Source organism: Rhizobium phaseoli, from assembly GCF_010668805.1.
In the GTDB taxonomy this organism is placed as follows: Bacteria; Pseudomonadota; Alphaproteobacteria; order Rhizobiales; family Rhizobiaceae; genus Rhizobium; species Rhizobium phaseoli_A.
The window spans coordinates 1-20,048 of record NZ_WUFT01000018.1; the positions used below are offsets into that span (position 1 = coordinate 1).

Consider the following 20,048-nt stretch of genomic DNA (forward strand, 5'->3'; position numbering starts at 1 on the left):
TGCCATTGTGGTTCGAGCATTACAACACGCTTCACCCGCACAAAGCTTTGGGATATCGATCTCCCCGCGAGTTCTTAAACCGTCAAACAGAAATCTGATCCTGTCCGGTTTTTATGGGGCAACTCCAGCATTGCCGTGTAGCTTATCGGTTCCCGTCCCTCCAATAAGGGTGTCGTCCAGAGTGCCACCATAAAGGTAGTCATTTCCAGAGCCGGCTCGGATCTGATCGGAGCCAGTCATTCCCATGAGCAGAACGTCATCGGTCCTATCACTGGTGTCGATTTTGTTAGCGCCTGGATGGTTGTAGGGAAGCTGATCTTCTAGAACGAGGCCAACATGATGTCCGTCCGTCAAACTGTGCTGAAGATCGGTATCAAGCTGCTGTTCGACCTCGTACTTATATAATGTAGAATAGTAGGATGCACGATCTTTGGTTTGTTCACCATACACGTCCACGTAGATTGCGTTCTCAATTGGGACCGTATCGCCAACGTAGTCGTAGTGTTGGGTAGTCAGATTTGCCGGGGTTCCTTTGAACTCCCCGTTAGCAAGGAGAACTCCGTCGCCCGTACCTAGAACTGCATGAATCATCTCGTGCATAAGTCCCTTTTGGAGGGTGTAAGCGGAGAAGGTTCCATCGCTGGCGATATAGTATTTTTCGTCGAATTCACCTGTGTTGTAATATACTTTAAAGTCTCCTGGGTCTGCCTTTGTTCGTTCGCCGGGGGTGAATTCCAGAGTCTTGTTTTGAGATACTATAAAATCAAAGATGTCTCGGGCACTGTTGGAATGTGTATACCAAAAAGTTACTGTGTCTCTGATGGTTTGCACGTCGTCAGAGTTGGTGATGACAAGCCGGTTCAGTACATCATTCAATTCCATGATTACCCCTCTGTCGCTCTGAAGTAGAATTCGCTTAATATTATTTTCGCATAGGTTGCTAATAATTAGTCAGGAGTCAATCAGAAGCGCAATAAATTTTGTGTCGCATCCTATGATTGCTAAATGCAATCTTGGGTTTGATGTTATTCCTATGGCTTTCTTTTGGTTGACTTTGCGGTAGAAGTGAGATTGAGTTTCGGCACAGATTGGCGGGCACATAAAAATGAAGCAGCGATCGGCATTCGTCGCCATTTTCTCAATCTTTTTTGTCGTAACAAATGTCGTCGCGGAGGACGAAATTAGGGCGCTGAGCGATGCGCTTAAAAAGCTTTCGCCGGAGCGAGAGGCTTTCTTTAGATGTGCAACGGCGATCAGGGTCTTAAACGATACCGATCATCCCGCATGCCGCACAGGCGCGATGTTGATTATCCTCGCTCAAGGCCAAGCCCGTCTTCCCAAGATCAAAATCTCAGACAACGCGGCGGTTCGTTCAATTGTCGAGGACGTCACAAGCGACAAATCTCCTCTTCGATTTGAACGCCCTGCAAAACCACACATCGATTCGATGGCCGAAGACGTTTCAAGCTCCTTGAAGCGATCTGGGCCTGATTACGATATGATCGATTGTCTCTCAGAGCTAGAATACCAGCAGCGGCCAAATACCGCCGCCTGCAATTATGCTTATGCCAAGGTGGAGCTCATACTTTCCAAAATAGCGGATGTCGTCGGCTGGGGCGTCACGCGGGATGAATTCTCCTATGTGCTGCAACGCGGACTAGAGGATGCATACCGGGCCGAGTGAGTAAGGGCGCGAATTAGCTCTTCGCTTGTCACAGACACGGCCATGACATTTTATTGCCGGTCATGCCTCGGTAAGATCAATCAACTCCTGCAGCAGAACCGCATCGTCGGAACCGGTGTGGCCGTCAGGCCCGAGGATATGGGCAAGCCAGGCGCCGTCCGCCGCCAGGCGAACGATTTCGAGCCGCGTTCCTGCGTCGGTTCCGGCGTGCCTTATAAGGCGGTCATTGATCCATTTGTGCCAGAGGCTCTTGGAGTAGGGGTCGGCAAGCACGGTCATGGTCTGCGCCGACCACGGGCTGCTGTTGAGGGCGCGGTCGGCAAACAGGGTGCGGACATAGGCGCGGGTGAATGTGCCGTGGCCGCCGCTATCCCTTTGCAGCTCTTCATCGATCTCGCGGTCGAAACTTTCCATCATGCCGTCGAAGACGGCCTCCACCAGAGCCTGTTTATTCGGGAAATGGTGAAACAGACCTCCCTTGGTGACGCCGGCAGCACTGGCGACCGCCTGAAGGCTGACGGCGGCCAGACCATGCTCCAGCGCCAGCCTGGTGGCGCAATCGAGGAGAGCCTGCCGCACGACATCCGGCTGTTTCTTTCTGTTGCGGGGGCTATCTACCAATGCATGACCTGTGTTCGAGATGAGATTCGTGACGGGGAGGCGGGAGGGGATCAATATCACTCCCTGGAGCGCGGGGCTATGTCGTCTCGAAAGGTGATGTCGCTATCATACCAACCGGTAGGTATCTTGCAAAGCGAAAAAAGATCGACTATCTGTCGGCTCAGGAGGCCCGCCGAACGTCATTTCGGCGGGCTGTGCTTTTTTGGACCTCAGCGGGACCATCAGGAAGGCTTATGAACATGTTTTTTCATACGAAATCATTGCGTTACGCGCTAACGCTGGCGCTGTTCCTCGCCGTTGACGTGCCGGCTTACGCGCAGGAAGGCGGCGCCATGCCGCCGGCCGCCGTCAGCGTGCTGACGCTGAACGCCCGTCCGGTTCCCGTTGTCAGCGAATTGCCCGGCCGCATTGCCGCGACGCGTGTTTCGGAAGTGCGGGCCCGGGTTTCCGGTATCCTGCAGGAACGTGTCTTCGAGCAGGGCAGTCTCGTTCATCAGGGCGACGTACTCTATCGAATCGATCCGGCCCTGTTTCGGGTCCGCGCCGCCAGCGCAGAAGCCAGCCTTGAGCGCGCCAGGGCAACGCAGCTGAATGCCCGCCAGCAGCTGGATCGGCAGAAGTCGCTGCGCGACCGCGATGTCGCAAGCGGGGTCGAATATGATGCGGCGGCCGTTGCCCTTGCCCAGGCCGACGCCGATGTCGCGCTGGCGCAGGCAGCACTCGACGAAGCGCAGATCAATCTCGGCTATACCGAAGTCCGGGCGCCGATTTCAGGCATTATCGGCGGCGCGCTGGTGACGGAAGGCGCGCTGGTGACGGCTGATGCCGGCGATGCGCTGGCGATGATCCAGCAGATCGACCCCGTCTATGCCGATTTCACGCAATCCTCCGGCGACTTGCTGGCGCTGAAGCGGGCGGTCGAGAACGGCAGCCTCGCTTCGACGGAACCAGGCAAGGCCGACATCAAGCTGGTCTTCGATGACGGCACGGTCTACGCCCAGGCCGGAAAACTGCTGTTCCGCAGCGCCAGCGTCGATGCGACGACGGGCCAGGTCACCCTGCGCGGCGAATTCCCCAATCCGAAGGGCGATCTGCTGCCGGGTCTCTACGTCAGGGTCCGCATCGAGCAGGCCGTCCGCGAGAAGGCTATCCTCATTCCGCAACGCGCCGTCATCCGCGCGGCCGATGGCAAGGCGCAGGTCTATGTCATAGAGCAGGGAGACGTGGCGCAGCCGCGCGATGTCGAGCTCGGTCAATCCTCCGGCAATGAATGGGTGGTCGAAAGAGGCCTGTCGGCGGGCGAACGCCTGGTCGTCGACGGCGTGCAGAAACTGCAGCCGGGCGCCAAGGTCGCGCCGGAAGCATGGCGGGATGGCGAAGTCGCGTCCGGCGACGCCAAGAAGCCGGAGTAAGATCGATGGCACGTTTCTTTATCGATCGCCCAATCCTGGCCTGGGTCTTTGCGATCTTCATCTCCATCGCCGGGCTGATCGCGCTGCCGTTCCTGCCAGTCGCGCAATATCCGAAGGTCGCACCGCCGCAGCTCAGCATCACCACCAGTTATCCCGGCGCATCGCCACAGGACATCTATCAGGGCGTCACCCGGCAGATCGAGGAAGAGCTGAACGGGGTCGAGCACCTTTCCTATTTCGAATCGACCTCCGACACCTCGGGCGCAATGACGATCACTGCGACCTTTGCGGCTGGCACCGATATCGACCAGGCATCCGTCGACGTTCAGAATGCCATCCGGCGCGTCGAACCGCGGCTGCCGCAGTCGGTCAAGGATCAGGGCGTCACGGTCGAGGAGGCGTCCTCAGGCTTCCTGATGTTCATCTCGCTGACATCGACGGACGGGAAGACCGACGAGGTGGCGCTCGGCGACTATCTCAACAGAAACGTCATCGGCGAGCTGCGCCGTCTTGACGGCGTCGGCCGCGCGCAGCTGTTTGCCTCGCAGCGGGCGATGCGCATCTGGATCGATCCCGACAAGATGGTCGGCCTGAACCTCACGGCATCCGACATCAGCACGGCGATCTCGGCGCAGAATGCCCAGGTCGCGGCAGGTCAGATCGGCGCTGCACCCAATCCGATCTCGCAGGACCTGACGGCGACGGTGCTGGTCAAGGGTCAGTTGACCGACAGCAAGGAGTTCGGCGACATCGTTCTGCGCGCCAATGCGGACGGGTCGAATGTCCGGCTGCGCGACGTCGCGCGGATCGAAGAGGGCAGCGAAAGCTACAGCTTCTCCACCCGGCTGAACGGGCAACCGAGCGCTGCCATCGCCATCCAGCTGTCGTCGACCGGCAATGCCGTCAACACGTCCAATCTGGTCAAGGCGAAGATGGAGGAGCTTTCGCGCTTCTTCCCTAGTGGCGTCGAATATTCGGTTCCCTACGACACCAGCCCGTTCGTCTCGGCATCAATCGAAAAGGTGGCGCATACACTTGCAGAAGCCGTCGCCCTCGTCTTCGTCGTCATGCTCGTCTTCCTGCAGAGCTTCCGCTACACCATCATTCCGACGCTTGTCGTGCCCGTCGCGCTGCTCGGCACGCTTGCGGTGATGTTTGCCGCCGGCTTCTCGATCAACGTGCTGACGATGTTTGCGATGGTGCTTGCCATCGGCATTCTGGTCGATGACGCCATCGTCGTGGTCGAAAACGTCGAGCGGCTGATGGCGGTGGAAGGGCTGTCGCCGAAGGAGGCGACCAAGAAGGCGATGCGGCAGATCACCGGCGCAATCCTCGGCATCACGCTGGTGCTTTCCTGCGTCTTCGTGCCGATGGCGTTCTTCCCGGGCTCGACGGGCATCATCTACCGCCAGTTCAGTCTGACCATGGTCGTCTCCATCCTGTTTTCGGCCTTCCTGGCGCTGTCGCTGACGCCGGCGCTCTGCGCCACTTTCCTCAAGCCGATCAACGGCCATCACGAGAAGAAGGGCATTGCCGGCTGGTTCAACCGCAAGTTCGACCGGCTGACCGGCCGTTACGCCCGCACCGTCGAGGGGCTGGCCAAGCGCGCCTGGCGGGTCATGGCCGTCTATGTCGCGGTCGTCGTCGGTCTCGGTTATCTCTTCGTCAACCTGCCGAGCAGTTTCGTGCCGGATGAGGACCAGGGCTTCCTGATCGTCGACGTGCAGGGGCCGCCTGAGGCGAGCCGCAACCGCACGGTCGCCTCGCTCGAAAGCATCGAGGCGATCTTCAAGAAAGAGCCGGCGGTTGCCAACGTCGTGGCGATCCAGGGTTTCAGCTTTTCAGGGCAGGGGCCGAATGCCGCCCTGGTGTTCGTCACCCTCAAGGACTGGGCCGAGCGCGGCGCCGGCAATTCGGTGCAGGAGATCTCCAACCGCGTCAATATGCAGCTGTTTGCGTTGAAGGATGCGACATCCTTCGCACTGTCGCCGCCGCCGATCGAAGGCTTCGGCACGACCAACGGCTTCACCTTCCGCCTTCAGGATCGCGGGGCAAAGGGCCAGGCGGCCCTGACCGAAGCGGCGGGAATGCTGCTCGGCAAGGCATCGCAGAATCCGATCATCGCCGGTGTCCGGCCGGAAGGCATGCCCGACTCGGCCCAGCTGGTTCTCGTCATCGATCGCGAAAAGGCCAATACCTTCGGGGTCGCCTTCGCCGACATCAACAGCACGATCACCGCCAATCTCGGTTCGAGCTACGTCAACGACTTCCCGAATTCCGGCCGCATGCAGCGCGTCATCGTGCAGGCACAGGACAAGAGCAGGCTTCAGGCGGAAGACCTGATGAAGCTCAACGTCCGCAATGCGAGCGGCGGCATGGTGCCGCTTTCGTCCTTCGCGGTCGCCGAGTGGCAGAAGGGGCCGGCACAGATCGTCGGTTACAACGGCTATCCCTCCGTTCGCATTTCGGGCGCTCCGGCGCCGGGATATTCATCGGGCGCGGCGATTGCCGAAATGGAACGGCTGGCCGCCGAGCTTCCCGACGGTTTCGGCTTCGAATGGACCGGCCAGTCGCTGGAGGAGCTCAAATCGGGATCGCAGGCGCCCTTCCTGTTCGGCCTCAGCATCCTTTTCGTCTTCCTGCTGCTGTCGGGGCTCTACGAGAGCTGGTCGATCCCGTTGTCGGTGATGCTGGTCGTGCCGCTTGGCGTCATCGGCTGCGTGCTCGCGGTGATGAGCCGCGACATGTCCAACGACATCTACTTCAAGGTTGGCTTGATCGCGATCATCGGCCTGTCGGCGAAGAACGCCATCCTGATCGTCGAATTCGCCAAGGACGGCTTTGCCGAGGGGAAATCGCTGATGGATGCCGCGATCGAAGGCGCTCGTCTGCGCTTCCGGCCGATCATCATGACCTCGCTCGCCTTCACATTGGGTGTGGTCCCTCTGGCGATCGCCACCGGCCCAAGTGCCGCCAGCCAGAATGCGATCGGCACCGGCGTGCTCGGCGGCATGGTCTCGGCGACGGTGCTGGCGATCTTCTTCGTCCCCGTCTTCTTCGTCTTCGTGCTGCGCCTGTTGCGGACGAAGCGGCCGGAGACTGTCAACGAGGAGGCTCCCGCCGGGCAAGAGCCGGCAACGGCGACGTCGCCGACATAGGGTGTCACCCGGGGTGACCAGTCCCCGGGGTGACCAGTCACCCGGGGTGACGAATGATCTGAACTGAAGAGTTGGCGGGTTGCCTTGTGTAACCCGCCGAAACCTACCGGCCGGGCTTCGGCGTGATAGTCACGTCGGCGCCATAGGCATCGCGCAGCTCACCTTCCTGTCCCGGCTGCCGGTCGGCGGCCTGGTGCAGCAGGGTCGACTCGTATCCTTCTGAGCGTGTCCCCTCGATCAGCGTGATATCGGCATTTCCAGGATTGTCTGAGCGTTCGAACCACTCGACGGGGCGGTGCAGAAAATTCATTTCGACCGCCCGGTTGGTGACGCCGTGACCGACGATGACGACGTTGTGGCTGCTATTTTCGGCGTCGCGCATGACCGTCTGGAGGAAGAGGCGGACACGCTGGGCCACATCCGCCCGGCTCTCGCCATCCGGCGGCCGCGCGTAGAACTTGCCGCTGTTGCTGCGTAGCCTCGCCCATTTTTCGAATTCCTCGGGAAACTTCTGCTTCTGTTCGGCATGGTCATAGATTTCGGTGAACAGACCGAAGTCCTGCTCGCGCAGCAGGTAATCCTCCCTGATCTCGCCGACAAAGCTCTCCGGCAGAGCTGTGAGCAAGGCATCCTTGCTCTGCCGTGTTCTGAGGAATGGCGAGTACCAGATCTGCAGCCTGCCGAAATCGGCGCTCGGCAGTGCCTTCAAATAGGAGGCGATGGCGCTGCCGGCTTCCACCGCCTGGCGGTGACCCCACTCAGTCAGCGGCACATTGTGATCGCCGAATTGGCGATAGGCCTGTTCGTTGAGGTTGCCGAGAGATTCGCCGTGGCGAACGAGAAAGAGACGCATCAGCCATCCCGCATTGTCGGATATGAGTCGCCTTCATCATGAACGGGCTCGATGGAGAGGGCAATATTGCCGGCGCGCCGGGCTTTTCCCCAGTCTGTCATCTTCCTGAAACACGAGTCTGGTTTTGGAAGGCTAGATGAAAGATGGGGCATGAGCGACAGCTCGTGATAGACATGATGGAACCCAGACATTTCCGCACGCTCTTCATTTCCGATGTCCATCTCGGCTCGAAGGCCGCGAAGGCGGATTTCCTCCTGGATTTCCTGCGCCACCATGAGGCCGATACGATCGTGCTCGTCGGCGACATCGTCGACGGCTGGCGTCTGAAGCGCAGCTGGTACTGGCCGCAGGTCTGCAACGATGTCGTTCAGAAGCTGCTGCGCAAGGCCCGCAAGGGCACGCGGGTCGTCTATATCCCCGGCAATCACGACGAATTCCTGCGCGATTTCCCAGGAATGCATTTCGGCGGCATCGAGGTCGTCGACCGCATGATGCATGATGGCGCCGACGGCAAGAAATACCTGATTCTGCACGGCGACGAGTTCGACGTGGTCGTCCGCAACGCGCGTCTGCTCGCCTATCTCGGCGACTGGGCCTACGATACGGCGATCCGCATCAACATCCTCCTGGCGGCCGTGCGCCGCCGTCTCGGCATGCCCTACTGGTCGTTCTCGGCCTGGGCGAAGCTGCAGGTCAAGCATGCCGTGAACTTCATCGGCGAGTTCGAGCGCGTCGTGACAGAGGAAGCCCGCAAGAGCGGCGCCGACGGCGTGATTTGCGGGCACATCCATCATGCCATCATTCAGGACATGGACGGCATCCGCTACATCAATACGGGCGATTGGGTGGAAAGCTGCACCGCAGTCGCCGAGCACGACGACGGCACGTTCGAACTGATCACCTGGCGGGCGCTTGCCAGCAGCGTGCCGGCGCTTGCGGCCATCGAAATGCATGACCAGGGCGAGTTCGCCCCGCAGGCCGCCTAATTTGAGAGGCGCGTGATTTTGAGGGCCGTCTGATTTTTGGAGCGGCGCACCCGCGCCGCGCGCTCTGGGAATTTAGCCGTTACCGTCAGGCGACAGGCACTATTTATTTTCTAAAACGTTTCAGTAGGGCTATTTCTCGCAATGGTCGCCTCCAGGGTGGTGTGTTAGGACAACGATCAGTTTCCTTCAGGTCCACCGATGATTCCCGCTCAACATTCCCCGAGTGAGGGAGCGCCTCCGCGCTTCCGGCTGCTCAGCGCGCTTTCCTATTGCGCGCCACTGCTCGTCAACGGCATCGTACTGCCGTTCTTTCCGGTGTGGCTCGCAACCCACAGCTTCAGCGACCACGAGATCGGCATTATCCTTGCCATACCGATGGTGGTTCGCGTGTTGGTGGCTCCTGTCGTCGCCATGATCGCCGACCGTCTGAAGGAGCGCGCCGACGTGCTGCTCTGGTCGGGTAGCCTGTCGCTGCTGACGGCGGTCGCCCTCTTCTGGACGACGAGTTTCTGGCCGGTGACGATCGTCTATGCACTGCAGGGCGCCACCTTCGCGCCCTATGTGCCCGTCGTCGAATCGATCGTCATCTCGGGCGTGCGCCGCTGGGGGCTCGATTACGGATCGATGCGCGTTTGGGGTTCGATTGCCTTCATCGTCTCGACGCTGGTCGGTGGCCAGCTGATCAGCCGGTGGGGCGGCGGGATGGTGCTTGATATCATGGTGTTCGGCTTTGCCATGACCGTCGTCATGGCGATCTTCTGCCCGCGCATCGGCCCGACGCGACGGCGCGGCCAGCCGATCAACATTCCAGCCGCCACTGGCAGCGGGCTGCGCGAGCCGCATTTGCTGCTGCTGTTGATCGGTGTCGCCATCCAGCAGTCGAGCCACGCGGTGCTCAACGCGTTTTCGTCGATCTACTGGCATCATCTCGGCTTTTCCGGCACCGAGGTCGGCCTGCTCTGGAGCGCCGGCGTCGCTTCGGAAGTGACGGTGTTCTTCCTGTCGAAGCGTCTCAACCGGCGCTTCGACGCCTGGACGCTGATCCGCTTCGGCTGCGCCGTCAGTGTCTGCCGCTGGATCCTGTTTCCGATGAACACCGGCTTTGCCGGTTTTTTCCTGCTGCAATGTTTCCACGGCTTCACCTATGCCTTCGTGCATACCGGGGTGCAGCGGCGGATCATGGCGACGGTGCAGGAGACGCAGGAATCCTCGGCGCAAGGGGCCTACTTCTTCTATGTCGGCATGGCGATGGCGCTGATGACGCTCGCGTCTGGTTATCTCTATGCCTGGCTCGGCGTCGTCAGTTATTACGTCATGGCGCTGGTCGCGTTCTCCGGCCTCGGCCTCGTCATTTCAGCCTACTACCTTCAGCCCCAAAGCGTGCTTTCGGGCGGAAAGACCAGGGAAGCGGCGTAGCGCAGGCCGGGTTCGCGATCGCGGGCAAGCAGCAGCGGACCGTCGAGATCGACGAAATCGGCATTCTGAGCGAGCAGTACGGCCGGCGCCATGGCGAGCGAGGTGCCGACCATGCAGCCGATCATGACGCTGAAACCGAGCCGTTCGGCCTCGGCCTTCATCGCCAGGGCCTCGGTCAGGCCTCCCGTCTTGTCGAGCTTGATGTTGATGGCGTCATAGCGGTCGGCAAGACTTGCGAGATCGCCGGTGTGGTGGACACTTTCGTCGGCGCAGACGGGAAGTGGACGACGGATTTCGGCAAGCAAAGCGTCGCGGCCGGCCGGCAGCGGCTGCTCGACGAGAGCCACACCCGCTTGCGCCGCGATGTTGAGATGACGCTCCAGCACGGCTTCCGGCCAGCCCTCATTGGCGTCAAGAATGATGGCGGCATCGGGTGCGGCCGCGCGGACGGCGCGGATACGGCTCTCATCGTCGCCGGTTCCGACCTTGACCTTGAGCAGCGCGCGGCCTGCATGTTCACGCGCTTGGGTGGCCATCACCTCCGGCTCACCGAGCGAGATGGTGTAAGCGGTGGTGAGCGGCTTCAGATTGGTAAGGCCGAGACGGGCCGCGACGCGTTCACCCGTTTGTTTCGCTTCCAGGTCCCAGAGGGCGCAATCGACGGCGTTGCGGGCAGCGCCCGGCGGCATGGCGGATAAGAGGTCGCGGGGGGAAATTCCGGCCTCGATCAGCGGACGCGCCGCCTCGATCTGGGCGAAAACGCTCTCCATCGTCTCACCGTAGCGGAGATAGGGCACGCACTCGCCAAGCCCCCGCGCACCGTTTTCGGCGAGCGTGCAGGTAATCACCTCGGCCTCGGTCTTTGCGCCACGCGAGATGGTGAAGGTCCCGGCAATCGGAAATGAATTCATCTGGATATCGAGGGTGCGCGGCATTATTGCTGTCCTGTGAGCATGGAATTCGCACGTTGCTTCTGTATATTGACGCGCCGGGCGAAGAACGACCCGCCGAGTCGGCAATGTCACCGTAAGCCTTGAAAGACATAAGTATCTTGAACGCCGAGAATCGCAACGTTGCCTCACTTGACGTGGACGACCAGTCGGATGGCTCGGGGCAGCATGTGCGTCTCAGAGGCAGCTGGCGCAGCGCCTATGTGCATTTCGTGCTGCGTGACTTCGAGAAGCTGCTGCACCAGAAGGCCGGCGACCTGACGGTCGATCTTTCCGACGTTACGGATATCGATACCGCCGGGATCTGGCTGCTGTGCCGGCTGAAGAAGGAAGAGGAGGCGGCCGGACGGTCGGTCCGCTTCGAAGGCACCAATCAGCATATCGACGAAATGCTGGCGATGTTTTCCGAGGAACCGGCCAAATCGGAGCCGGAGCTGAAGGAGAAGGTCTCGCTTGCTGGCCGCATCTTCGCGCCGGTCGGCAAAATGGCCTACGACGTCTGGGATAATTTCGCCGCCGCCATGTATATTCTCGGCTCGGCGGTGCGCGGCGCGCAGATGAAGTTCGGTCGCGGCAGCGGCGTTTCGCCGGCCTCGATCGTCAACCAGATCGACAATATGGGCGTTCGCGCCGTTCCGATCATCCTTCTTATGTCGTTTCTGATCGGGGCGATCATTGCCCAGCAGGGCGCTTTCCAGCTGCGTTACTTCGGTGCGGAGGTCTTCGTCGTCGATCTCGTCGGCATCCTGCAATTGCGCGAAATCGGCGTGCTGCTGACCTCGATCATGATCGCCGGCCGTTCAGGCAGTGCGATCACCGCCGAGATCGGCTCGATGAAGATGCGCGAGGAGATCGATGCGCTGAAGGTGATGGGGCTCAACCCGATCGGCGTACTGATCTTCCCGCGGCTGGTGGCGCTGACCATCGCGCTGCCGCTTTTGACGGTGCTGGCAAATTTCGCCTCGCTCGGTGGTGCGGCCGCCGTCGCCTGGGGTTATTCCGGCATCACCTTCGCCAACTTCCTGTCGCGCCTGCACGAGGCGGTGACGCTGTCGACGGTGCTCTCAGGCATGATCAAGGCGCCGTTCATGGCGCTGGTCATCGGCATCGTCGCCGCCGTCGAAGGGCTGAAGGTCGGCGGCAGCGCGGAATCGCTCGGCCAGCACGTGACGGCCGCGGTGGTGAAGGCGATTTTCGTCGTCATCCTGATGGACGGGCTTTTTGCGATGTTCTATGCAGCGATCGACTTCTAGCATGGCGAATCGCGTGGACGAGAAACCAATCGATACGGAAGACAGGAACGAGAGAGACATCGTGCTCTCGGCGCGCGACGTCACCGTCGCCTTCGGCTCCAAGGTGGTGCTCGACAATCTCAACCTCGACATCTATCGCGGCGAAATCCTCGGCTTCGTCGGCGCGTCGGGCACCGGCAAATCGGTGCTGATGCGCACGGTGCTCCGGCTCTTGCCGCGCCGCTCCGGCACGATCAAGATCCTCGGCCAGGATTTCGACGAACTCGACGAACCGCAGCGCAACGCGCTCGACATGCGGCTTGGCGTGCTGTTCCAGCAGGGCGCCCTGTTTTCGTCGCTGACGGTCAAGGAAAACATCCAGGTGCCGATGCGCGAATATCTCGACCTGCCGCGCTCACTGATGGACGAACTGGCGCATCTGAAGATCCGCATGGTCGGGCTCGCAGCCGATGCCGCCGACAAATACCCGTCCGAACTGTCGGGCGGCATGATCAAGCGCGCCGCGCTTGCCCGTGCGCTCTCGCTCGATCCGGAACTCGTCTTCCTGGATGAACCGACCTCGGGTCTCGACCCGATCGGTGCTGCCGAATTCGATGAACTGATCGCCAACCTGCGCGATAGTCTGGGACTGACGGTCTATATGGTGACGCACGACCTCGACAGCCTGTTTTCGGTCTGCGACCGTATTGCCGTGCTCGGAAAGAAACAGGTAATGGTTGAAGGCACGATCAACGACATGCTGGCCTACGACGATCCGTGGGTGCAAGCCTATTTCAAGGGTAAGCGGGCGCGCTCGATCGTGCCGCAGGATGATGGCGCGCGGCACGGCAGCAGCGGGAAGTGACCGGATAAGATGGAAACCAAAGCCAATTACACGATTGTCGGTTTTTTCACGGTGCTGGTGATCGCGGCGGCCTTCGGCTTCGTCTACTGGATGGCCGAATATGGCCGCGGTGGCCCGATGACCGAGCTGATCGTGCGTATTCCGGGTTCGGCCAACGGCCTCAGCGTCGGCTCGCCGGTGCGCTTCAACGGCATTCAGATCGGCTCGGTGCAGACACTGTCGATCGATGCCGACGATCCGCAATATTCGCTGGCTTTCACCCAGGTGCGCACCGATGCGCCGATCTACCCTTCCACCAAAGCCGCCCTTGAAATCCAGGGCCTGACCGGGGCTGCCTATATCGAACTTTCAGGCGGCCGCAAGGGCGAGGAAAGCATCCTCCAACATGCGCTCGACAACGGCAAACGCGCCGTCATCGTCGCCGACCAGTCGAGCGTCACCAATCTTCTGGCGACCGCCGACAAGATCCTCGATCGCGCCAACGACGCGGTCGGCGAACTCCAGGGTTTCATCGAGGATTCGCGCGCGCCCCTGACCCAGACATTCAAGAATGCCGAGACGTTCTCGGATGCGCTTGCCAAGAATTCCGGTAATATCGATGCCTTCCTGCAGAGTGTGGGTGAGCTTTCCAATACGGTGAAGGCGGTCTCCGGCCGTGTCGATTCGACGCTTCAAGCTGTGGAATCGCTGGTCAAAGCGGTTGACGCGAAGAAGATCGACAACATCGTTTCCAACGCCGACAAGATCACCGCCAATGTCGCCGATGCCTCCGGCGATCTGAAGGGGGCGATCCAGAAGTTCGACCAGACTGCCACCACTTTCAACGATTTCGGCAAACAGGCACAGGCGACGCTCGACCGCGTCGACACGCTTGTCGCGCAGATCGACCCGGCCAAGCTGAAGGGCTCGGTCGACGATATCTCGCAGGCGACCAAGGATGCGCGCGCCGCGGTCGCGTCCATCCGCGACGTCGCCAACACGGTTTCGGGGCGTCAGAAAGATATCGACCAGACGATCCAGGACGTCTCGCAGCTTGCCAACAAGCTGAATTCGGCCTCGACCCGCATCGACGGCATTCTCATCAAAGTCGATGCCTTGCTTGGAACCGACAACACGCAATCGCTGTTTACCGAGGCGCGCGATACGCTGGAATCCTTCAAGAAGGTCGCCGACAACCTGAATGCGCGCATCGGGCCGATCGCCGACAATCTGCAGAAATTCTCAAGCGGCGGCTTGCGCGACGTGCAGACGCTCGTCAACGACATGCGTGGAACCGTCAACAATCTGAACGATACGATCACCAACTTCGACCGCAATCCGCAACGGCTGATCTTCGGCGGGGACACGGTGAAGCAATATGACGGCCGGACGCGGCGTTAACTGGGAAGTCAGGGGTAGCCTAATATGGTCGCATCGCATCTGTTGTCGCGCCGTTCATGGATCAGAAGAACGGTGATCGCGCTGCCGCTGATGGCGCTGATCCTTTCCGGGTGCGGCACTGCGGCCAAGAACGATACCTATGACCTGTCCGCCGCCGTCGACGGCGACGGACCGGCGGCCAAATCCCGCCAGATCCTGATCGCACCGCCAACGGCGCTGAGTGCGCTCGGCAGCGAGCAGATCGTCATCCGCGTCTCGTCCTCGGAAATCCAGTATCTCTCGCGGGCGCAATGGGGCGACAAGCTGCCGCGCATGGTGCAGTCGAAGCTGGTGGAAGCCTTCGAGAACTCCGGCAAGCTCGGTGGCGTCGGCATGCCGGGGCAGGGACTGGCGATCGACTATCAGGTCGTCACCGATATCCGCTCCTTCGAGATCGACGCTTCGAACGGCAACCAGGCGGTGGTCGAAATCTCCGCCAAGATCCTCAACGACCGCAACGGCTCGGTGCGCGCCCAAAAAGTGTTCCGCGCCACGGCGCCGGCCGGCGGCGATAATGGCGGCTTCGTCAAGGCACTCGACCGCGCCTTCTCGACTGTTGCCTCCGAGATCGTCAACTGGACGCTACGCTCAATCTGAGATGGCGTTTCGTGACCGCTGCGCCGACATCGAGGGTTGTCGATTCGGAGAAATAATTGGCCCCGTGACGTCGGGGCCGTCATCGTATTCAATTTCTTCACGAATTTGTGGAACGCATCATGTTGTCGCTGTCAGGAGGCAAGCTGCATGGTGGTCGCACGAGTATTCGGAAAGTCGTCGTCGGAGGTGTTGCAGCGCGAAAACGACCGCCTGGCTGCGCTGCACCAGCTCGACCTTCTCGACACTCCAAGGGACGAAGGTTTCGAACGCATCGTCCGCCTGATAAAGCAGATTTTTTCCATCGACATCGGCATCGTGTCCCTGATCGATGCGCACCGGCAATGGTACAAAGCCTGCTCCGGCCTCTCAGGCGACGAGGTGTCGCTCGAAGACACGTTCTGCCGCTGCGTGGTGGACTGTGACGAGCCTGTCATCGTGGAGGACGCCAGCAAGGATGCACGCTTTTCAAAACATTCAGCGGTGACCGGCGAGGACCATATCCGCTTTTACGCCGGTGTGCCTTTGAGGACGAAAGCCGGGCACATGATCGGCACGGTCTGCGCGATCGATCGCCGGCCTAGATCGTTCGGCAGCAGAGATCTCGACATTCTTCAGGAGCTGGCGGGGGCGGCGATGGACCGCATCGAACTGATGCAATCGGCCGCCACCGACAGCCTGACCGAGGCGATGACGCGGCGCGCTTTCAAGCAGGAGGCCGATCAGTTGATTTCGCTCGCTCTGCGCCACCAGCATGACCTGTCCTGCATCGTCTTCGATATCGACCACTTCAAGACGGTCAACGATACGCACGGGCATGCCGCAGGCGACGACGTCCTCAAGGCGGTCGCCTCGATCTGCAAGGCGACCCTTCGCGCCGGTGATCTGTTCGGGCGTATCGGGGGCGAGGAATTTGCCGTCATCCTGCCGCATGTCGATCGGGAAGGGGCCGTTGCCGCCGCCGAGAAACTGAGAGCCGCTGTCGCCTCGCAGCCCATTTGCGGCGATCACGGCGCCTTGAATGTCACGGCGAGCTTCGGCACCTCGGCGCTCTCGATCGTCAGCAAGGAGATCGAGACGCTATTGGCTCAGGCGGATGCCGCTATGTATCAGGCCAAACATGCGGGACGGAATCGTTGCGTGTCGTGGAGCTCCATCCACGCCGATCACGGCATCGGAGCGCGACGGCGGGTGCTGAAGGCGGGTTCGATCCTGTTCAACGAGCGACGCTCGACCATCGATTGCACCGTCAAATCCATCGGCTCGGAGAGCGCCGGGATTTCAGTTTCCAATTCGGCCGGCATTCCCGCGGAATTCATTCTTGCCATCAAAGGCGAAGGCTTCGAAACCAATTGCCGAGTGATCGCCCAGGACCGGCAGCACCTGGAAGTCGCTTTCAGATAGCGGACAAGGGCCTACTTCGTCGGCTGCGAATCCGTCATCGTCGCTCCCGGCTGGTTGCCTGGAACAGCGGAGGCTGTCGCGCTCGATGACGATGACAGGGTGCTGTCCAGCAGGCCTGCCATCTTGTCGTCGCGCAGGCTTGCGGTCTTTTCGCCCATGACGACGCCGACGACACGGCGGCCATCCTTCAGCGCCGATGTCACGACATTGTAGCCCGATGCATCGGTAAAGCCGGTCTTGATGCCGTCGACGCCGTCATAGCGATACATGAGGTTGTTGTGGCCGCGCAGCTTCATGCCGCGGAACTGGAAGCCGCGCATGGAGAACAGCTTGAACTCTTCCGGGAAATCCCGCATCAGCGAAACGCCGAGGGTCGCCATATCACGCGCCGTGGTGACCTGCTCGGGATCGGGCAGGCCGGAGGGGTTCTTGAAGACAGTATCCTTCATGCCGAGCTGGTGTGCCTTGTCGGTCATCGCCTTGGCGAAAGCCTGTTCGGAGCCGCCGAGCTGCTCGGCGATCGCCACAGCCGCATCATTGGCGGACAGCACGACAATGCCTTCCACCGCTTCACGCAGGGTCACCTTGCGGCCGGCGCCGACAGCGAGCTTGAATGGCTCCTTGCTCTCGGCATTTTCCGACATGGTCAGTTTCTGGTCCCAGTTGAGGCGTCCGTCGTGCAGGGCCTCGAAGGCGAGATAGAGCGTCATCATCTTGGTCAACGACGCCGGATAGTTCAGATCATCCTGATTGGAGCCTTCAAGGACCTGACCGGAGTGCGCATCGATGACGAAGCTTGCCTGGCCGGCTTCGGCCAGAGTGAAAGCGCCCATCAGTAAGGCGGACGAGAGCGCGGTGGCAAGGAGCCGGGAAGTCGTCTTGGTCATCGATGTTACTGTCTCTGTCATTGGACGGGCGGGTGAGCCATTGGCTAAACGCAAGCGAATCCAGAAAGTTTGTGACGAAATGAAGGACAGGCAGCAATAAAGAGGCCCCATCCACAGCTGATTGTTTTTGTCTCACCGTCTTCGGTTTTGACAATGGCGTGCAAGGCCCATAGAAATTAAGCATGAGCATGAAGCGCGCGCCTTTCTCCGGCCATATCAGCACCTGCCTGCAGGCTGCGATTGCGCGCGCTTTTGACGGACGAGGTCTCTGCGTCCTGCTGTGACGTTGGGGCGCTCTCTGCGTCCGGCGCGCGGCTGGACGTAAAGCCCCTCACCACGTCAATCCAGGCTGCCAGGGAGACAGGCACCGTGCTCAATCTTTATCATGTCAATTCGCTCGTCCATTGGGAGGAGCGCGAGATCCATCTGCGCGATCATATGATCAGCTTCTTCTCGCAAGAGGTCCGCAGCTTTCTCAGATTCGTCAATCCGGCCTGGGATGTTCGAAGGGTCGAGGCTCCCGCCTTGATGCCGCGATCAGTGGTTTCGAGCGCCTATTCGAATGCCGACCTCTGGGTCCAGGAACAGCTGTCAGCCGGTGATGCCGCGCTGATACTGAGGCCGGAGACCACGCCATCGACCTATGCCTACATGCAGCATATTCTCGGCAATCACTCGAAGACGCGGCTGCCGCTCTGCGTCTGGCAGGCCGGCAGATCCTATCGCCGTGAGCAGGAGCAGCCGATCAAACACATGCGGCTGAAGGAGTTCTGGCAGCTCGAATTCCAATGCGCCTTCACCGCCGACAGCGGCAACGACTATCACGCCGCCTGCCTCGAACCGGTGCGCCGCATGATCGCCTCGCTGATCCCCCTGCCGACGCGGATCGTGCCCTCCGACCGGCTGCCGGCCTATTCCGAGGTGACGATGGATATCGAGGTCGACAATGGCGACAAGTGGATGGAGGTCTGCTCGATCTCGCGGCGCACCGATTTTCCGCAGCGTTACCGATCGCAGCCGAAGAAGGGAGCTGCCGTCGACGATGATGTCTTCGTGCTCGAGATCGCCATCGGCCTCGATCGGTGCGTCTACAATTGGGGCGTAGCAACGGATCGTTAGGAATGGAGCCGGGGCCGCTGGTGGCGGTTCCGGCTCTCCGCGATGGCCATGGCCTGGTAGCGGGATCCTGTCGGCGCTTGTGCGTTGAACCTTCGAGCATCTCGTTGGTAAGAGTCATGATCAGCGAAGGGGCACGATTGTCGTTCTCCTTCGCTCGAGATGGAATCACTGAACAATGGTAGGAGAAACCATGCTGATTATCTTTGGCGGCTTGCCGGGGAGTGGAAAAACAACCCTTTCCCGCGCGCTCGCGAAACGGCTGGAAGCCGTGTATGTGAGGGTCGACACCATCGAGCAGGCGATCAGAGCGTCGGGCGTCCCTTCAACAGACGTCGGCCCGGCAGGTTATGTCGTCGCCTATGGGGTTGCCGAGGATAATCTCACGCTTGGCCGTATGGTGATCGCCGACTCGGTCAATCCTCTTCACATAACGCGCGACGCCTGGCTGGCAGTCGCGGCGCGATCTGCGGTGACCGCTGTCGAGGTCGAGGTGATTTGTTCCGACAAGATCGAGCATCGCCGCCGGGTCGAGACGCGTAAAACCGACGTCGAAGGACTTGTCAAACCGACGTGGCATGAAACCGTCGAGCGGGTGTATGACCATTGGGAGCGGAAGCCGATCGTTGTCGATACGGCCGCGAAGGGTGTGCAAGAGATCGTCGACGCGTTGATCGTCAGGCTGGGTATTGATCGTCCGCTTTCGACTTGATGTCGAGTCTTAAGAGAGACCCCTTCTGCCCTGCCGGGCATCTCCCCCACAAGGGGGGAGAATGGCAGGGGGCTCGACCGTCGGTCCCTCCCTGCCGGCGACGATATCACAATGCCGCTATGGTTTGGGCCGCAGTGGTTGCTGCCGGCGTTTTATGAAAAGGCAATGTCGGCGGCGGCGCGGATATCCACCGTCGCCTTGCCGGCGTCGAAACCGTCGAGCGTTTCATTGTGGTGGGCGATGATCTCGGAGAAGGTGAGGGTCGCCGTATCGCCGGTGGTGTGGCCATCGGCAATCAAAGTCACATCATATCCGAGGGAAACGGCGCGCCTGACTGTCGCGTCGACGCAAAATTGCGACATGCAGCCGCCGATGACGAGGTGGGTGACTGAGTGTTCGTCCAGGCGTTCGGCAAGGTCGGTCTCGAAGAAGGAATCGGCGCTTTTCTTGCGCACGACGACCTCGCCTGGTTTCGGCGCAATCTCCTGGCGCAGCGCCCATCCTTCCGTGCCGACGGCCAACCGGTGACCACTGTCGCCGGCATGTTGGATCAGCACGACCGGCGCGCCCGCATTCCGGGCTTTTTCTTGAAGCGACGCCAGCCGCGCGACGGTCTCGTCGAGTGCGGCATCAATCTCGGGCTGCCGCTCCGGCGAGGCTTTTCCGGAGAGGATCGCATTCTGCACGTCGATGATCAGAAGGGCCTGGGTCATGCGGGGAGGTTTTCCGTGGCTATGGG

Annotated in this window: 19 protein-coding genes; 13 read left to right on the forward strand and 6 right to left on the reverse strand. The window is 60.6% G+C overall.

Features of this window, described 5'->3' with window-relative positions; translation table 11 throughout:
- Positions 1–98 (forward strand): integrase core domain-containing protein (locus tag GR197_RS24255; protein ID WP_156536171.1); only part of this gene is annotated, 98 nt, incomplete at its 5' end.
- Between the two features lie 13 nt (positions 99–111).
- Here the strand turns inward: GR197_RS24255 and GR197_RS24260 are convergent.
- Positions 112–882 (reverse strand): calcium-binding protein, encoded by a 771-nt coding sequence (locus GR197_RS24260; protein ID WP_164014152.1) that lies wholly within the window; start codon positions 880–882, stop codon positions 112–114.
- 223 nt (positions 883–1,105) lie between these two features.
- Here GR197_RS24260 and GR197_RS24265 point away from each other — a divergent pair, with 223 nt between their 5' ends.
- Positions 1,106–1,684 (forward strand): hypothetical protein, encoded by a 579-nt coding sequence (locus tag GR197_RS24265; RefSeq protein WP_246724678.1) that lies wholly within the window; start codon positions 1,106–1,108, stop codon positions 1,682–1,684.
- 60 nt (positions 1,685–1,744) lie between these two features.
- On the opposite strand, the gene GR197_RS24270 is transcribed toward GR197_RS24265, so the two are convergent.
- Complete coding sequence (locus tag GR197_RS24270) at positions 1,745–2,305, reverse strand: TetR/AcrR family transcriptional regulator (RefSeq protein ID WP_164014154.1); 561 nt, start codon at positions 2,303–2,305, stop codon at positions 1,745–1,747.
- Positions 2,306–2,538: 233 nt separating this feature from the next.
- Here GR197_RS24270 and GR197_RS24275 point away from each other — a divergent pair, with 233 nt between their 5' ends.
- Together GR197_RS24275 and GR197_RS24280 are read left to right on the forward strand one after the other, a co-directional pair.
- On the forward strand, positions 2,539–3,717 hold the full coding sequence (locus tag GR197_RS24275) for an efflux RND transporter periplasmic adaptor subunit (protein ID WP_204330369.1): 1,179 nt from the start codon (positions 2,539–2,541) through the stop codon (positions 3,715–3,717).
- Positions 3,718–3,722: 5 nt separating this feature from the next.
- Entirely contained in the window at positions 3,723–6,875 is a 3,153-nt protein-coding gene (locus GR197_RS24280) for an efflux RND transporter permease subunit (protein WP_164014156.1), read from the forward strand.
- Between the two features lie 103 nt (positions 6,876–6,978).
- On the opposite strand, the gene GR197_RS24285 is transcribed toward GR197_RS24280, so the two are convergent.
- Entirely contained in the window at positions 6,979–7,728 is a 750-nt protein-coding gene (locus tag GR197_RS24285) for a histidine phosphatase family protein (RefSeq protein ID WP_164014158.1), read from the reverse strand.
- 143 nt (positions 7,729–7,871) lie between these two features.
- On the opposite strand from GR197_RS24285, the gene GR197_RS24290 reads away from it, so the two are divergent.
- Together GR197_RS24290 and GR197_RS24295 are read left to right on the forward strand one after the other, a co-directional pair.
- On the forward strand, positions 7,872–8,714 hold the full coding sequence (locus tag GR197_RS24290) for a UDP-2,3-diacylglucosamine diphosphatase (RefSeq protein ID WP_164014159.1): 843 nt from the start codon (positions 7,872–7,874) through the stop codon (positions 8,712–8,714).
- 198 nt (positions 8,715–8,912) lie between these two features.
- Positions 8,913–10,130: an MFS transporter gene (locus tag GR197_RS24295; protein ID WP_164014161.1), complete on the forward strand. Its 1,218-nt coding sequence runs from the start codon at positions 8,913–8,915 to the stop codon at positions 10,128–10,130.
- On the opposite strand, the gene dgcA is transcribed toward GR197_RS24295, so the two are convergent.
- A complete protein-coding gene (dgcA, locus tag GR197_RS24300; RefSeq protein WP_164014163.1) occupies positions 10,082–11,065 on the reverse strand; it encodes an N-acetyl-D-Glu racemase DgcA in 984 nt (327 codons plus the stop codon). The two genes, GR197_RS24295 and dgcA, sit on opposite strands and share 49 nt — an antisense overlap.
- Positions 11,066–11,163: 98 nt before the next feature.
- Between dgcA and GR197_RS24305 the strand changes: the two genes are divergently transcribed.
- The 5 genes from GR197_RS24305 (at position 11,164) to GR197_RS24325 (ending at position 16,594) form a co-directional block, all read left to right on the forward strand.
- On the forward strand, positions 11,164–12,333 hold the full coding sequence (locus tag GR197_RS24305; RefSeq protein ID WP_204330370.1) for an ABC transporter permease: 1,170 nt from the start codon (positions 11,164–11,166) through the stop codon (positions 12,331–12,333).
- 1 nt (position 12,334) lies between these two features.
- Positions 12,335–13,177 carry an ABC transporter ATP-binding protein gene (locus tag GR197_RS24310; protein WP_164014167.1) on the forward strand — a complete coding sequence of 281 codons (843 nt, stop codon included), beginning with the start codon at positions 12,335–12,337 and terminating at the stop codon, positions 13,175–13,177.
- Between the two features lie 9 nt (positions 13,178–13,186).
- Positions 13,187–14,557 carry an MCE family protein gene (locus tag GR197_RS24315; protein ID WP_164014169.1) on the forward strand — a complete coding sequence of 457 codons (1,371 nt, stop codon included), beginning with the start codon at positions 13,187–13,189 and terminating at the stop codon, positions 14,555–14,557.
- Positions 14,558–14,581: 24 nt separating this feature from the next.
- A complete protein-coding gene (locus GR197_RS24320; RefSeq protein WP_164014171.1) occupies positions 14,582–15,193 on the forward strand; it encodes an ABC-type transport auxiliary lipoprotein family protein in 612 nt (203 codons plus the stop codon).
- 147 nt (positions 15,194–15,340) lie between these two features.
- Complete coding sequence (locus GR197_RS24325; protein WP_164014173.1) at positions 15,341–16,594, forward strand: sensor domain-containing diguanylate cyclase; 1,254 nt, start codon at positions 15,341–15,343, stop codon at positions 16,592–16,594.
- An 11-nt stretch (positions 16,595–16,605) separates the two neighbouring features.
- Here the strand turns inward: GR197_RS24325 and GR197_RS24330 are convergent, their stop codons facing one another.
- Positions 16,606–17,481, reverse strand: coding sequence for a D-alanyl-D-alanine carboxypeptidase family protein (locus GR197_RS24330; RefSeq protein WP_164014175.1), 876 nt, complete (start codon positions 17,479–17,481; stop codon positions 16,606–16,608).
- Between the two features lie 369 nt (positions 17,482–17,850).
- Here GR197_RS24330 and GR197_RS24335 point away from each other — a divergent pair, with 369 nt between their 5' ends.
- Positions 17,851–18,600 carry an aminoacyl--tRNA ligase-related protein gene (locus GR197_RS24335; RefSeq protein ID WP_164014177.1) on the forward strand — a complete coding sequence of 250 codons (750 nt, stop codon included), beginning with the start codon at positions 17,851–17,853 and terminating at the stop codon, positions 18,598–18,600.
- A gap of 190 nt (positions 18,601–18,790) precedes the next feature.
- Positions 18,791–19,309 carry an AAA family ATPase gene (locus GR197_RS24340; RefSeq protein ID WP_164014179.1) on the forward strand — a complete coding sequence of 173 codons (519 nt, stop codon included), beginning with the start codon at positions 18,791–18,793 and terminating at the stop codon, positions 19,307–19,309.
- A gap of 152 nt (positions 19,310–19,461) precedes the next feature.
- Here GR197_RS24340 and GR197_RS24345 read toward each other — a convergent pair whose 3' ends face one another.
- Positions 19,462–20,022, reverse strand: coding sequence for a cysteine hydrolase family protein (locus GR197_RS24345; protein WP_164014181.1), 561 nt, complete (start codon positions 20,020–20,022; stop codon positions 19,462–19,464).
- Positions 20,023–20,048 lie beyond the last annotated feature (26 nt).

Excerpts from the sequence above, each read along its gene's own strand:
- GR197_RS24260 (WP_164014152.1), bottom strand. The coding sequence starts at position 882 with ATGGAATTGAATGATGTACTGAACCGGCTTGTCATCACCAACTCTGAC.
- GR197_RS24265 (WP_246724678.1), top strand. The coding sequence starts at position 1,106 with ATGAAGCAGCGATCGGCATTCGTCGCCATTTTCTCAATCTTTTTTGTC.
- GR197_RS24275 (WP_204330369.1), top strand. The coding sequence starts at position 2,539 with ATGAACATGTTTTTTCATACGAAATCATTGCGTTACGCGCTAACGCTG.
- GR197_RS24280 (WP_164014156.1), top strand. The coding sequence starts at position 3,723 with ATGGCACGTTTCTTTATCGATCGCCCAATCCTGGCCTGGGTCTTTGCG.
- GR197_RS24285 (WP_164014158.1), bottom strand. The coding sequence starts at position 7,728 with ATGCGTCTCTTTCTCGTTCGCCACGGCGAATCTCTCGGCAACCTCAAC.
- GR197_RS24290 (WP_164014159.1), top strand. The coding sequence starts at position 7,872 with ATGGGGCATGAGCGACAGCTCGTGATAGACATGATGGAACCCAGACAT.
- GR197_RS24295 (WP_164014161.1), top strand. The coding sequence starts at position 8,913 with ATGATTCCCGCTCAACATTCCCCGAGTGAGGGAGCGCCTCCGCGCTTC.
- dgcA (WP_164014163.1), bottom strand. The coding sequence starts at position 11,065 with ATGCCGCGCACCCTCGATATCCAGATGAATTCATTTCCGATTGCCGGG.
- GR197_RS24310 (WP_164014167.1), top strand. The coding sequence starts at position 12,335 with ATGGCGAATCGCGTGGACGAGAAACCAATCGATACGGAAGACAGGAAC.
- GR197_RS24315 (WP_164014169.1), top strand. The coding sequence starts at position 13,187 with ATGGAAACCAAAGCCAATTACACGATTGTCGGTTTTTTCACGGTGCTG.
- GR197_RS24320 (WP_164014171.1), top strand. The coding sequence starts at position 14,582 with ATGGTCGCATCGCATCTGTTGTCGCGCCGTTCATGGATCAGAAGAACG.
- GR197_RS24325 (WP_164014173.1), top strand. The coding sequence starts at position 15,341 with ATGGTGGTCGCACGAGTATTCGGAAAGTCGTCGTCGGAGGTGTTGCAG.
- GR197_RS24330 (WP_164014175.1), bottom strand. The coding sequence starts at position 17,481 with ATGACCAAGACGACTTCCCGGCTCCTTGCCACCGCGCTCTCGTCCGCC.
- GR197_RS24340 (WP_164014179.1), top strand. The coding sequence starts at position 18,791 with ATGCTGATTATCTTTGGCGGCTTGCCGGGGAGTGGAAAAACAACCCTT.
- GR197_RS24345 (WP_164014181.1), bottom strand. The coding sequence starts at position 20,022 with ATGACCCAGGCCCTTCTGATCATCGACGTGCAGAATGCGATCCTCTCC.